Origin of the sequence: Halovivax ruber XH-70 (assembly GCF_000328525.1) — an archaeon.
Lineage (GTDB): Archaea > Halobacteriota > Halobacteria > Halobacteriales > Natrialbaceae > Halovivax > Halovivax ruber.
Genome location: NC_019964.1, coordinates 528,431 through 542,169, shown reverse-complemented (window position 1 = coordinate 542,169; position 13,739 = coordinate 528,431). Strand labels below are relative to the sequence as shown.

The following is a 13,739-nucleotide window of genomic DNA, read 5'->3' as shown; positions in this document are numbered from 1 at the left end:
GCCGGAAGCGCCACACCTTTCGCCCGGGCCGTCGACGTACCGACGATGCACGAACCTGACTTCGGCGTGGCGGGCGAAACCGCCATCGTCACCGGTGCGAGTCGGGGAATCGGGCGATCGATCGCGGAGACGTTCGCGGCCGGCGGCGCGAACGTCGCGATCTGCTCGCGATCGATGGATCGGATCGGGCCGGTCGCCGACGCGATCGAGGAGAGCGACGCGCCGGGCGAGGCGCTCGCCGTCGAGTGTGACGTCCGCGATCGGGAGTCGGTCGAGGCCTTCGTCGACGAGACCGTCGACGCCTTCGGCGATATCGACATCCTCGTGAACAACGCCGGCGGGGAGTTCGTCGCCCCGTTCGAGGACATCTCGCAGAACGGCTGGGAGACGATCATGGACCTCAACCTGACGAGCGTCGTCCACTGCTCGCAACTCGCCGGCGAGGTCATGCGCGAGGGCGACGGCGGCGTTATCGTCACCCTCTCGAGCGTGAACGGCCAGCACGCCGCGCCCGGCGAGAGCCACTACGGCGCGGCGAAGGCGGCGATCATCCGACTGACGGAGACGCTCGCCGCGGAGTGGGCCGGCGACGGCGTCCGCGTCAACTGTATCGCCCCGGGGCTGGTCCAGACGCCCGGCGTCGCCGAGACCCTCGGCGTCCAGAGCGAGGACATGCCCCCGCGCGAGGAGACGGACCGACGCATCGGCCACGCCGAGGAGATCGCCGACATCGTCCAGTTCCTCGTCAGTCCCGCCGCCTCGTTCGTCACCGGCGAGACGATCACCGCGAAGGGCGTTCCCCCGGTCGGCAATACCTTCTCGCCCGACGAGCTGGGTCTCGACAGTTGAGCGCGTCGAGCCAGAATTTCCGCAGGTGGACCACCACTCCACACAGACCACCGCACTACCTTTTCCCCGCTCGTCGTCCAACTGACCCCATGGACGTGACCATTCTCGCGACGGGTGGCACGATCGCGAGTACCGCCGGCGCGGGTGAGACAGGGGCGAACCCGACGAAACGCGGTCGGGAGTTAGTCGACGCCGTCCCGCCGCTTTCGGATCTGGCCGACCTCACCGTCGAGGACGTCGTCCAGGTCCCGAGTTACGAGCTGGACGCCGAATCGCTCGAAGCGATCGGTGAGCGCGTCCGAGAGCTCGACGCGGACCCGTCGGTCGACGCCGTCGTCGTCACCCACGGGACGGACACGATGGAAGAGACGGCCTACTACACGGACGTCACCGTCCAGCCCGAGACGCCGGTCCTGTTCACGGGCGCCCAGCGGCGGCCGGACGAGGTGAGCGCGGACGGCCCGTCGAACCTCCTGACAGCGGTCCGGACTGCACGGGCGTTCCGCGACCGCCCTGCCGGCGGTACCGTCGTCGCGTTCGACGAAACCGTCCACTCGGCCCGTGCGGTTCGGAAGGTCCACACCTCGCGAATGGGCGCGTTTCGCTCTCCCGGCCGTGGACCGGTCGCCGTCGTCGACCGCAACGGGGTCGCGATCCGTCGACAGCCCCAGAGCGAGACGCACCCGATTTCCGCGACCTCGCTCTCGGCCACTGTCGTCGCGATCACGAGCACCAGTTGTGCGGACGACACGCTCGTCCGGGCCGCGATCGACCGCGGCGTCGACGGCATCGTCGTGGAGGGGACGGGCCTCGGTAACGTGACCGCCCCGATCGGCGACGCGGTCGCGACGGCGATCGAAGCTGGGATTCCTGTCGTCGTCACGTCCCGCTGTCTCGCCGGTCGAACGTCGCCCGTCTACGGCGGTGACGGCGGCGGACAGACCCTCCGCGATCACGGGGCGATCCTCGCCGGCGACCTCTCCGCGGGGAAGGCCAGACTCAGACTCTCGCTGGCGATCGCCGCAGCGGCCGACCGTGGAATCGACGAGCCGACGGCCACCCGCGAATGGCTCCGCGAGGCGTTCGTCGGTCCTCGTGAAGAGCCGTCTCCGGACGACAACAGCCTTTCAGCAGAAACGGGAGAAACGTAGTCGAACGACCGCCTCAGACGTAGTCGGTCTCGCTCTCGTAGACCGACGGGTCGTCGCGGAACTTCTCGGCGATCGTCTCCAGCGTGACGAACGTGGCATCGTCGTGGCCCTTCACGTACCGAATGAAGTCCTGGAGGAGCGAGATCATGTGCGGGAGTCCGTGGATGTCGGGGTGGATGGTGAAGGTGTAGACGCCGGCACCGCGGCGGTCGGCGAGGAAGTCGAACTGAGGCTTGTAGTACTGTTCGTACATCATCTCGGGATCCTTGTAGCCGGCGTGGTAGATCGGCTGCTTGATGAACAGCATCGGCGGGATGTCGTCGCGGTACCAGCTGATCGGGATCTCGACGACGTCGGTCTCCTCGCCGTACTCGTAGGGCGTCATCCAGGTCCCGGGCGCTTCTTCGTAGCGGATCTTTTCCCAGCTGTCTCCCTCGCGCATCCAGCCCGGTTCGAACATCCGCTCCATCAGGCTGCTATCGTAGTCGAATCCGTGCTTCTGGACGAGTTCGGGCGTGTTCTCGCTGAACTCCCACCACGATGCCCGGTGGCCGACGGGTGCCTCACCGGTGACCTCCTCGATCAGCTCGATCGAGACTTCGAGGATCTCGTCTTCCTGTTGGCGCGAGAGGTCGGTGGGGTTCTCGTGGGAGTAGCCGTGTACCCCGAGTTCATGGCCGTCCGCGGCGACCGCCTCGATCTCGTCGCGGAACGTCTCCAGCGTGTGGCCGGGGACGTACCACGACGTGTCGATTCCTTCCTCGGCAAAGAGCGTCCGCATCCGCGGGATGCCCTCGTTTCCGGCTGCCAGGCCACGCGAGAGGTCGGCGGGCGAATCCGCGCCGCCGTACGAACCGAGCCAGCCGGCGACGCAGTCCGCGTCCACTCCGATCGCGACGTCGATGTCACCCATAGGTCGGGACACCCTCCCACGACGATGGCTAAAGAGGCACGGGACCGGCTTCCATGACAGTCGTGGGATCCGGCTGGTCGGTCGCTGGCCCGCAGGTGTTTTGCCGCCGGGGCACCCAGTGACGGGCGACATGGACGACGCACGCGCGCCGAAGGACACCCGGGTGGAGGTGTCGGTGTGAGCGACGCCGGCGACACCGACATCCACCAGCTCGACGAGGACACGGTCGCCAGGATCGCCGCCGGCGAGGTCGTCGAGCGGCCCGCGAGCGCGGTGAAGGAACTCGTCGAGAACAGTCTCGACGCGGACGCGAGCCGGATCGACGTCACCGTCGAGTCGGGCGGGACGGAACTGATCCGCGTCGCCGACGACGGGCAGGGGATGTCCGAGGCCGACCTCCGGGCCGCGGTTCGCCAGCACACGACCAGCAAGATCGCCGATCTGGACGATCTGGAGGGCGGCGTCACCACACTCGGCTTCCGGGGCGAGGCACTGCACACCATCGGCTCCGTCTCACGCCTCCGGATCCGGAGTCGGCCGCGAGCGAGCGGGGCCGACGGCGAGGGCGCGAATGGACGGGCCGAAGCCGCAGGCGGTGGTCCCGGTACTGGCGGTACCGAACTCGTCTACGAGGGTGGCACGGTGACGAACGTCGAACCCGCCGGCTGTCCCGAGGGGACCACGGTCGAAGTGACCGACCTCTTCTACAACACGCCCGCCCGTCGGAAGTTCCTCAAGACGACGGCCACGGAGTTCGCCCACGTCAACCGCGTGGTGACGCGCTACGCCCTCGCGAATCCGGCCGTCGCGATCTCGCTGACCCACGACGGCCGCGAGGTCTTCGCGACGACTGGGCAAGGCGACCTTCAGGCCGCAGTGCTTGCCGTCTACGGTCGCGAGGTCGCCGCCTCGATGATCGCCGTCGAGGCGAGCGGTGACGACCTCCCGCCGGGGCCCGTCGAGTCCGTCTCGGGCCTCGTCTCCCACCCCGAGACCAATCGCTCGACGCGGGAGTACCTCGCCACGTACGTCAACGGCCGCGCGATCACCGCCGACGCTATCCGCGAGGGAATCGTGGGCGCCTACGGCACGCAACTGGGCACCGATCGCTATCCCTTCGTCGTCTGCTTCCTCTCCGTCCCGGGCGAGGCCGTCGACGTCAACGTCCACCCGCGCAAGCGCGAGGTCCGCTTCGACGACGCCGACGCCGTCCGTCGACAGGTCGATTCGGCCATCGAATCCGCGCTGCTCGAACACGGCCTCCTCCGATCGGGCGCACCACGCGGCCGGTCGAAGCCGGACGAAGCGCAGGTGGAACCCGAATCACCCACCCGCCGGACGGACGCCAGTGTGAGTCGGACGGACGAGCGGGGAGCCCCCGCCGCGGAAGCGAGCGAACGCGACGATGCGGTACCCGATCACGGAGACCGGGCCACAGGGCACGAGGACCCCGCGTCCCCGCCCGATTCGGTCACTGCAGCGGGAGGCCGCGGCGACGAACGTGACGAGGCAAGTGGGAATCCGACGGCAGACGGCCGACAGCCGGAATCGGCGAACGGGGCGACAGGCGGGCGGGTCAAACCCACAACTGACGATGGCGCAGTAGACGCCGGGGAATCGGCCGACAACGCGACAGCGACCGACGACACAGAATCACCCGACAGTGCCGCATCGACCGAGAGCGCCGCACCGGTCGACCCTGAGCGGGCCGGGTCGAGCGACGAATCGGCGGACGTGTCGGCGATCGACGCCGGTCCGACGCCGCCGACTGACACCACCGAGGGCGACTCACGATCACTCGCCGAGCCGGCTCGCAAGTTCGACGTCGCGACCGACCAGCGGACGCTCACCGGCGACGTCGCCGAGATCGAGGGCGAGTACGAGACGCTCCCGCGGCTGCGCGTCCTCGGGCAGCTCCACGACACCTACCTCGTCTGCGAAACGCCGGACGGCCTCGCGCTGATCGACCAGCACGCGGCCGACGAGCGGGTGAACTACGAGCGACTGCAGCAGGCCGTCGCCGAGAACCCGGCTGCACAGGCGCTGGCCGACCCCGTCGAGCTCGAGTTGACGGCGGCCGAATCGGCCGCGTTCGCCGACGTGGCCGACGCCCTCTCCCAACTCGGCTTCCGGGCCGACCGCGTCGAGGAACGCACGGTCGCCGTGACCGCGGTCCCGGCCGTCTTCGACGAGACGCTCGACCCCGCTCAGCTCCGGGACGTACTCGCCGCGATCGTGACCGGCGACGGCGCGAGCGGCGCCGAAACGGTCGACGCGATGGCCGACGAATTCCTCGGCGACCTCGCCTGCTATCCCTCGATCACCGGCAACACGTCGCTGCACGAGGGGTCGGTCCGTGACCTGCTCGACGCCCTCGACGACTGTCGGAATCCCTACGCCTGCCCGCACGGTCGGCCCGTGATCGTCCACATCGACGAGACGGAGATCGAAGACCGGTTCGAGCGGGATTATCCGGGCCACGGCGGGTAGAACGCCCGACATCGACCGGCCCGAACGAACCCACACACCGAAGCCGCCCGCCCCCGAACGATCGGCCATGCGCGAACTCGACGGCTCCGACGCCGGCGGGCAGTTCCTGCGATCGGCCCTGTCACTCGCCGCGATCCGGGGCGATCCCGTCAGGATCGAGAACGTCCGCGGCGACCGATCGACGCCCGGACTGCGCCCGCAACACCTCGCCGTCGTCGAGACGCTGGCTGACATCTGCGACGCGGACATCGCCGGAGCGGACGGTTCGAGCCCCGACGTCGGGAGCGAGACAGTGACGTTCGAACCCGGACTCGGCGCCGTCGAGCGTTCGGGCAGTTCTCGTTCTTCCGACGATAGCACCGAACGGGAGGCCAGTACGACCACCGAGGCAGCCATTCCCGGCGGCGCGTACGACGTCGACCTGGGGACCGCGGGGAGCCTCACACTGCTGTTCGACGCCGTCCTCCCGCTCGCGACACGACTCGAGGCTCCGCTCACCCTCACTGCCACCGGGGGAACGGACGTGAAGTGGTCGCCGACGCTCGACTACTACCGCCGCGTCAAACTGCCGCTGCTGCGGCGATTTGGGCTGCAAGCCGCCCTGTCGGTCGACCGGCGCGGCTTCTATCCCGCGGGCGGCGGGGACGTGACCCTGTACCTCGCGCCCTCGAGTCTGGACCCGATCCGACTCGACGAACGCGGAACACTCCACGGGGTGCGGCTCTATTCGACCGAATCCGCCTCGCTCGCTGACCAGAACGTTGCCGAGCGCCAGTTGCGGGCGGCGATGGAGCGGCTGGAAGGTGTTGTGGTCAATTCCGAGCAGGACGACGATCTCGTCACCGAGCGCGTGGTGACGACCGCCCGGAGCGACTCGCCCGGGTCGGCCATCGTCTGTCGGCTCGACTTCGAGACCGGGATCGCGGGAACCGACGTCCTCGGCGAGCGGGGGAAGCCAGCGGAGCGAGTCGGCGAGGAGGCGGCGACCGCCGCGGTTCGGCTCGTTGCGGGGACGGCCCCGGTAGATCGACACCTCGCCGATCAGCTGCTCGTCCCGCTCGCACTCGCCGGCGGACGTGTTCGGGTCCCGGCCGTCACCGACCACGTCGAGGCGAGCCTGTCGCTGCTCGACGCGTTCGGGCACAATCTGGTGTGCGAGCCGGTCCCGGCTACCGACGACGGCTCCGAACCCGTCGACTCCGACAGCACTGACCACCTCGTAACTGCGACGTGAGACGCGAATCGGCAGCCGGCGTGCCATATCGACCGCGAGGGCGGAGTAGACACGTGCTACCACCAGACAGTCACCGGGAGATAGGGGTCGTTGAACCGGCACAAGGGCGGCTATCCGACCGTGCCGACGGTACAGGAAGGCCACCACTTATGACACGTCCTCGCGTGTCACCGCCTATGAGCGACCACCACACGCGAACGACGGTGCCCCGCGGCGGGGCACGGAGGGCGCGATGAGCGATCTCGTCACCTTCGGCGAGTCGTTACTCCGGCTCTCGCCGCCGGGGGACAACCGGCTCGAGGCGGCGACCTCCTTCGAGGTGCAGGCGGCAGGCTCCGAGAGCAACGTCGCCGTCGCGGCGGAGCGCCTCGGCGCCGTCTCGACCTGGTTGTCGAAACTCCCGGAGACGCCGCTCGGCAAGCGCGTCGTCGGCGAACTGCGCCAGTACGGCATCCGGACCGACGTCGCCTGGAGTCGGTCTGGCCGGGTCGGCACCTACTACCTCGAGACGGGCGGCGACCCCCGCGGCTCGAACGTCGTCTACGACCGCGAAGGGAGCGCGGTCACCACCGCGACGCCCGACGAACTCAATCTCGACCAGATCCGCGACGCCCGCGTCTTCTTCACGTCGGGTATCACGCCGGCGCTCTCGCCGGAGCTGCGAGAAACGACGAAACACCTCCTGCAGACGGCCCGGAAGGCCGGGACGACGACCGCCCTCGACGTCAACTACCGGCGGAAGCTCTGGTCCCCACAACAGGCACAGGAGGCGTTGACCGCGCTGTTCCCGGGTATCGACGTGCTGATCATCGCCGCACGCGACGCCAAGACCGTCCTGGGGTTCGAGGGCGACCATCGCCAGCTCGCCCACAAGCTCGCCTCGCAGTTCGACTTCACGACGGTCGTCGTGACGCGCGGGAGTCAGGGCGCGCTCGCCTGGCACGACAGCGTCGTCCACGATCAGGACGCGTTCGAGACCGACACGATCGAGCCGATCGGCGCGGGCGACGCGTTCACCGGCGCCTTCCTCGCCCGCCGGCTCGCCGGCAACGACGTGCAGCGCTCGCTCGAGTACGCCGCCGCGACCGCCGCGATCAAGCGGACGATCCCGGGTGACGTCGCTCGTCTCTCGCTGTCGGAGGTCGAATCCGTCGTCTCCGACGGAGCCTCGGCCGTCTCGCGGTGACGGACGACGGCACCGGTCAGATCGTTTCACCTGCCGGATGCCGCCTCGATTCGTGACGTTTGGACGGGTTTGCCAGAAGGGGTTTTTCCGTCACGTGTGCAGTGGCGAGTGCAATGACTCGAATACGCGCCGCCGTGATGAGTCTCCTCCTGGTGACGAGCCTCCTCGTAATGGCCGTCCCGGGAACCGTAACAGCACAGGAATCGGGCAACGAGAGCTATGCGGGCGCGCACGTCGACTTCGCCGTCGACGGGAACGCGATCACCGACTTCAGCGTCGACGGTGAACAGACGTTCAGCGACGTCCGCGTCCAGTCCCAGTCCGACGCCGGACTCGGTGGAGACATCGATCTCCGCACGATGATGGATATCGATGGGACTGGCCTCTCGCTGGCCGCCCAGACCCAGACCCGTGCGACGATCAGCGCCCAGAGCGGCGCCGAAGTGTCCGCGCACGACACGCAACAGGGCCACCTCGTCGTTGCTGCTGGCGACAGTTCGCAGGTCGTCGAGGCCGACCTCGCTAACGACGCGTCGGCGTCGGTCGAGGGCGACACCGTCGTCGTCGTCGATTCGGGTGAACGCGATGGCGCGTTCATCGTCGTCGGTGACGGTGACGTCGCCGTCAACGAAGACGGCAACGTCGCCGCCGACCTCTCGAGCGACGCGAAACTCGTCTTCCGCTCGTACGCGGAGGGCGACCGAGACGAACAGGCGAAAGCCGAAGAGGCCCTCATCGCGAACGGTTCGGCCGCGGCCGAACTCGCCGTCGAGCAGCGAGATGGCGAGCTCGTGAGCGAGACGGTCACGTACAGCGAAGAGACGACGACGGAAGTCAGCACCGAGACGGCAAACCAGGTCGAGGTCACGATCGACCGATCGGTTAGCGAAGGAACGGTCGTCCTGACGACCGTCTCCGAGGAAGCCGTCGGCTCCGTCGAGAACCTCTCCGTCGCCGTCGACGGCGAGGCGGCCGCCGAGGCCAGTTCGATGTCCGAGCTCGAAGCCGGTGCGGCCGGCGAAGAGCCGCGCTACATGGTCACCTCGACGAACGAGGCCCAGGGGGAAGCGACGGTCGCCGTCGCCATCGACCACTTCTCCGAGCGGACGATGACCATGTCCGGTGAGAACGCAGACGACTCCGAGGGCGACAGTTCGATCCCCGGCGCCGACTCGCTGCCCGGCTTCGGGCCGATCGCCGCACTGTTCGGCCTGCTCACCGCCGTCGGTGCACGGCTTCGATAACACGATTCGCGTCGGTTGACCCCAACGGCCGGCACGAATCGATCGTCGCGATCGGAATCGATCCGGTCGATCGCAACTCGAACAGCCCTCCTTACAGACGAGACGACACCCCACTACTTCCGAGCGAACGCTTTTTCCCCCGCCGTGCGGATCGAAGTGTGTGACTGAACCTGTCCGTGCGGCCCGCCCGGACGACGGGGCGGTCGTGCAGGCCGTCGCCCGCGAGAGCTGGCACGCCGCCTACGACGAGGTAATCGGCGCCGAGACGGTCGACCGAACGATCGACCGGTGGTACGCACTCGATTCGCTCGCCGACCAGATCACGGACGCCGCCGGCCGGGACGACGCGACGTTCCTCGTCTTCGAGCGAGTGGATTCACCCGACGCCGCCCACGCCGACAGCGCTCGATCCGGTACAGACAACGACGAGTCGGCGAAAACCGAGTCAGAAATCGTCGGCTTCGCCCACGCCGGCCCGCACCCGGACCTCGCAGGCACGGCGAAGCTCTCGCGGATCTACGCACGGCCGGATGTCTGGGGCGAGGGTGTGGGAAGTCGCCTCCTCGAACGGGTCGAACGCGAACTCGGTCCGCACTTCGAGACGCTGTGGCTCGAAGTACTCGCCGACAACGACGTCGGCGTCTCCTTCTACGAGGCTACCGGATTCGCGCGGGTAGGTGAACAGGAGAGCGTCCTCGGCGACGGCGGGGTTCGTGAGTACATCTACGAGAAGGAGTTGTCGTAGCGTTCCATCGCCGTGGAACGGAGTAAGCGTTAAGTTTTACAGCCAGTAATACTACGCATGGCCGAAACGACTCGCGTCAGTCAGAAGGGACAGGCGACGATCCCGCAGTCGCTCCGCGAGAAGTTCGATATCGAGCCGGGTGATCAGGTCGTCTGGTGGGAATCCGACGACGGGATCGTCCTGAAAAAACGAGAACCGTCGAGCGGTCGCGGCATGCTCGTTCCGGACGACACGACCGAGGAGGAACGCGAAGCCGTCGCTGCGACCCTGGCCGAGGAAATACGAGACCGACGCGATAGCGAGTGGACGGAATGAGTCGGTACACCGTCGACGCCGTCGCGTTCATCCGCTACCTCGTCGACAGCCTTCCGCCGACCGTTGACGAGATATTCCGCCAAGCGGAGTCCGGCGACGCAACGCTCTACCTGCCGACGATCGCTGCGATCGAGTCTATGTATCGAATTCACAAGCGCGAGGAAATCGCGGGCGTTCCTGTCGAAGCCGATGCGACGGCAATCGTCGATCGACTCGAAACCGATCTCCCACTCACCGTCGTCGATCACGATAGTGACGAGCTCTCAGTACTGGCTCCGCACGTTCCACACCTGTCTATCCACGACGCAATGATCGTTGCCAGCCACGACCGGCTCGACACGGACGCGATTCTTTCGAGTGACTCAACCATCGCCGACCACGCCACCGTCCGGTGGGAGTGAAGACAGGCGGCTGATGGGATAGTACTCCAGAAGTCGTCGCCTTCGCCTGTCGTCGCTCGGAATAGAGCGGAGCGGTGCCGGTTTGGACGAGCGAAGGGTGGGAACCGAAACGATACGTTGCCGATCGATTTCGGCGGCCAAAGTATATACTCATAGTCAGGAAAGACACGGCTATGGACGCGACAGAGGAAACGGCCACCGATGGTGGTGCGGCCCCTGGTATCGACCAGGAAGTACTCTACGCCACCGTCTATGCCGCAACGAGAGAGGCGATGCTCGGGACGGTGGCAACGGTTGTGTACCTGGTACTTGCAGCATTCTTCGTCTTCGGTGGTGTGGACCTCGCCATTTCTAACTCGGGAACAGGAAGTATCGTCTGGGGAAGTTGGGTGAGTATGGTCGGAGTCGTCATCGCTGCGGAAGCGACGGGCGTCACTTCGCTGTCGAGTCGCTTTCGGTGAGGACTAAACCGGCCGATACTTCGTCGACGCACGTATCACGTCGACAAGTCCCCGATAGCGCCTCGTGACAAGTACCGAACCGAGACTGACCGACCGTTAGAAGGGTTCGGAGGGACAGACGGGCGACTAACCCAAAGGGATGGCTCCCTAGCCAGCTAGTATGGCTATCGAAGCCGCATTCACCCTCCAGCGAGCAGACTTCCCGTTGAATGCTGTCTTTGAGCAATTGACGGACGTCACGATCGAGTTAGACCGTGTGGTGCCGACAGGTGAGGCTGTCATCCCGTACTTCTGGATTTCCGCAGACGACACCGACAAGCTCACGACCGATTTGAGCGAGGATATCGGGATCGATCAGATCAAAGTGATCGACAAAGTGGAGAAACAGATGTTCGTCCGTATCGACTGGAACCTCGCCCACGAGAGTATTCTCACGGCGATCGTCAACACCGATATGACGCTCCTTTCCGGCATCGGCACCGAAGAGCGGTGGACCTTCGAACTCCGTGCGAGCGAACAACAGGATCTCTCCGCTTTTCAGACGTACTGCCAGGACCACGATATCCCGATCGAGCTGACCGAACTCCATGCCATCTCATCGCTCAAGTCCGACCGGGAGTACGATCTGACCGACGGGCAACGAAACGCGCTGGAATTGGCGTATTCGAGTGGCTACTTCGACTCGCCACGAGACGCGACGCAGGCCGATCTCGCAGCAGAGCTCGGCATCACCCGCCAGGCGGTCTCATCACGGTTGCAACGCGGCATGCGACGCCTCGTCGCGAGCAGCCTCATCACTCCCGACGAGTAGCTGTCGCCACCCCATATAAAAACGTATTGCGTGAGCAAAAGCCACCCTCTACCCCGTCGACGGACTCTAGTTGATGATGGACCAATTTTGCTCGATACCTGCAAATCCGGAGATCACCGAATCACTGAGTCCGATCGAATTCGATGGAGAAACTGACTCGTTCCAGGCGACGTACGACAACACCCGTGACTCGACGAGTTTGGCGATCGTCTCGGTCGTTGCGACCGCACTCGACAGAGCGCCACGAAGTTTGACACCGCTGCAGTCCGTCATCGAGACGGACGCACTCGATAAACTGGCGACCGAATCAGCGACCGGTTTCGGAACCTGCGACAACATTTCGTTCGAATATGAAGGGTTTACCATCACAGTCACGAGCGAAGACGTCATCGAGGCGAACCCGATCGAAGGGGCATAATCGGCAGGAGCCGTCTATATTGAGATTCGACGCTGGGTGGAGAAACTCGCGAATGGTGACAAAGAACGCCTGCTACTGCTATCATATCGACCAGCTGAACTGTAATTAGATCGTCGTCTCCGCGTCTTCTGCGTCCACGACCTCGATTCCGCGGTTGTTGACCGCCATCGGGTCCAGGCCGACCTCCTGGAGGAACTGTTTGTACTCGCGCTCGCACTGTTCGGCGTCCTTCTGTTTGTCGCTGGCGCGGTCACAGAGCGCGACGAGGTTCTCCGGGACGTCGTTCTGGTAGACGATCCAGTGATTGATCAGGTCACTAAGCCGGCGGATGGGACTGGTGAAGTGGCCGTAGATCTCGAAGTTGAGCGCGTGGTGACCGCCGAAGGGGTCGTTCATGTACTTCGCGCGGGGCATCACCTTCATCACGGCCCACTGGATCTTGTCGAGCTGGCGGCCGGGCGCCTCCTCTAAGGTGGCGTTGACGGCCTTTCGCGGGTCGTCCCACTTGTCGCCGGGGATCGAGACGCCGTCGAGTTCCTGGATCTCCTGGAGCGCCTTCGACCACTCGTCGGGGCTCGGCTGTGGGTGAACGCGGTACATCGCTTCCACGCCGCGGTCCCACATGAGCGTGTGCGTGACGGCCTTGTTGGCCTTCAACATGCACTCCTCGATGATGGTGTGGGCGCGATCGCGCGAGGGGTTGAGGACGAGTGAGCCGTCCTCCTTGCGCTGTTCGTGCATCTGGTCGGCGAGTTCGTAGACGAGCGCGTTCTCCTCGTGCAGCGGCGCGTCCGGGTCGTCGAGTCGGTTCTCGGCCTGACTGTAGGTGAGCCGCTCGTCGGACTCGATGACGGACTTGTAGATGTCGATCGACTCGTAGCCGAGGTGCTCCTTGTCCAAGTGCATCTCGACCGTGTGGGCGAAGCGCTCCTCGTTGGGAACGAGCGAGCAGACCGACTCCGCGAGGATCGGCGGCAGCATGTGGATGGTGTACCCCGGCAGGTAGACCGTGTTCCCGCGCTCGACGGCCTCGGCCCACATTGCCGACTCGGGGTGGACGTAGTGGGTGACGTCCGCGATGTGCACCCAGAGGATGTACTCGTCCTCGCGCTCCTCGACGGAGATGGCGTCGTCGAAGTCCTGGGCGTCGATCGGGTCCGTCGTCCACGTCGTCAGGTCGCGTAAGTCCCGACGGTCGTCGATCGCCTCGTCGATGTCGTTCTGGACGTCGCCAGTCAGCTCTTCGGCCTCTCGATGGACCGCTTCGGGGAACTCGTCGCGGATCTCGAACTTCTCGAAGAGGTCGTCGCGCTTGTTTGCCAGGTGGCGCGCCAACTCCTCGTCGATCAGGACGGGACCCTGCCCCTCGGCCGTGCCGGCTTCGGCCTGGGCGTCGTCCGCCGCCTGATCGGCGGGCGCTTCCTCGGCATCGTCTGTGGCCGGCGTCTCCTCGCCGACCGGTGCGTCGTCGCTCATAGCCCCTCCTTGGAGCGACCGGGTGAAAGTCGTGTCGGGACCCGG

General features: G+C 66.1%; 14 protein-coding genes. 12 read left to right on the top strand and 2 right to left on the bottom strand.

The genetic code is table 11. The features are described from left to right. The first annotated feature begins 45 nt into the window (after positions 1–45). Positions 46–849: an SDR family NAD(P)-dependent oxidoreductase gene (locus HALRU_RS02435; RefSeq protein ID WP_015299826.1), complete on the top strand. Its 804-nt coding sequence runs from the start codon at positions 46–48 to the stop codon at positions 847–849. Between the two features lie 89 nt (positions 850–938). After that, positions 939–2,000 carry an asparaginase gene (locus HALRU_RS02430; protein WP_015299825.1) on the top strand — a complete coding sequence of 354 codons (1,062 nt, stop codon included), beginning with the start codon at positions 939–941 and terminating at the stop codon, positions 1,998–2,000. Between the two features lie 13 nt (positions 2,001–2,013). On the opposite strand, the gene HALRU_RS02425 is transcribed toward HALRU_RS02430, so the two are convergent. Then, a complete protein-coding gene (locus HALRU_RS02425; RefSeq protein WP_015299824.1) occupies positions 2,014–2,913 on the bottom strand; it encodes a polysaccharide deacetylase family protein in 900 nt (299 codons plus the stop codon). A 177-nt stretch (positions 2,914–3,090) separates the two neighbouring features. On the opposite strand from HALRU_RS02425, the gene mutL reads away from it, so the two are divergent. From mutL to HALRU_RS02375, 10 genes are all read left to right on the top strand, one after another. Beyond that, entirely contained in the window at positions 3,091–5,403 is a 2,313-nt protein-coding gene (mutL, locus tag HALRU_RS02420; protein WP_015299823.1) for a DNA mismatch repair endonuclease MutL, read from the top strand. A gap of 67 nt (positions 5,404–5,470) precedes the next feature. Next, positions 5,471–6,637: an RNA 3'-terminal phosphate cyclase gene (rtcA, locus tag HALRU_RS02415; protein ID WP_015299822.1), complete on the top strand. Its 1,167-nt coding sequence runs from the start codon at positions 5,471–5,473 to the stop codon at positions 6,635–6,637. A 232-nt stretch (positions 6,638–6,869) separates the two neighbouring features. Further along, positions 6,870–7,823, top strand: a complete 954-nt coding sequence (gene kdgK1 / locus HALRU_RS02410) for a bifunctional 2-dehydro-3-deoxygluconokinase/2-dehydro-3-deoxygalactonokinase (protein ID WP_015299821.1) — start codon at positions 6,870–6,872, stop codon at positions 7,821–7,823. Positions 7,824–7,936: 113 nt separating this feature from the next. Continuing rightward, positions 7,937–9,067 carry a hypothetical protein gene (locus HALRU_RS02405; RefSeq protein WP_015299820.1) on the top strand — a complete coding sequence of 377 codons (1,131 nt, stop codon included), beginning with the start codon at positions 7,937–7,939 and terminating at the stop codon, positions 9,065–9,067. Positions 9,068–9,227: 160 nt separating this feature from the next. After that, positions 9,228–9,812, top strand: a complete 585-nt coding sequence (locus tag HALRU_RS02400; RefSeq protein WP_015299819.1) for a GNAT family N-acetyltransferase — start codon at positions 9,228–9,230, stop codon at positions 9,810–9,812. 57 nt (positions 9,813–9,869) lie between these two features. Continuing rightward, complete coding sequence (locus HALRU_RS02395; protein ID WP_015299818.1) at positions 9,870–10,127, top strand: AbrB/MazE/SpoVT family DNA-binding domain-containing protein; 258 nt, start codon at positions 9,870–9,872, stop codon at positions 10,125–10,127. Further along, positions 10,124–10,528 carry a type II toxin-antitoxin system VapC family toxin gene (locus HALRU_RS02390; RefSeq protein WP_015299817.1) on the top strand — a complete coding sequence of 135 codons (405 nt, stop codon included), beginning with the start codon at positions 10,124–10,126 and terminating at the stop codon, positions 10,526–10,528. Before HALRU_RS02395 ends, HALRU_RS02390 begins: the two co-directional genes overlap by 4 nt. A 173-nt stretch (positions 10,529–10,701) precedes the next feature. After that, entirely contained in the window at positions 10,702–10,989 is a 288-nt protein-coding gene (locus tag HALRU_RS02385) for a hypothetical protein (protein WP_015299816.1), read from the top strand. 160 nt (positions 10,990–11,149) lie between these two features. After that, positions 11,150–11,800: a helix-turn-helix domain-containing protein gene (locus HALRU_RS02380; RefSeq protein ID WP_015299815.1), complete on the top strand. Its 651-nt coding sequence runs from the start codon at positions 11,150–11,152 to the stop codon at positions 11,798–11,800. Positions 11,801–11,873: 73 nt separating this feature from the next. Then, positions 11,874–12,218 (top strand): HalOD1 output domain-containing protein, encoded by a 345-nt coding sequence (locus HALRU_RS02375; RefSeq protein ID WP_245547770.1) that lies wholly within the window; start codon positions 11,874–11,876, stop codon positions 12,216–12,218. Between the two features lie 105 nt (positions 12,219–12,323). Here HALRU_RS02375 and HALRU_RS02370 read toward each other — a convergent pair whose 3' ends face one another. Continuing rightward, positions 12,324–13,694 carry an RNB domain-containing ribonuclease gene (locus HALRU_RS02370; RefSeq protein ID WP_015299813.1) on the bottom strand — a complete coding sequence of 457 codons (1,371 nt, stop codon included), beginning with the start codon at positions 13,692–13,694 and terminating at the stop codon, positions 12,324–12,326. Positions 13,695–13,739: the final 45 nt, after the last annotated feature.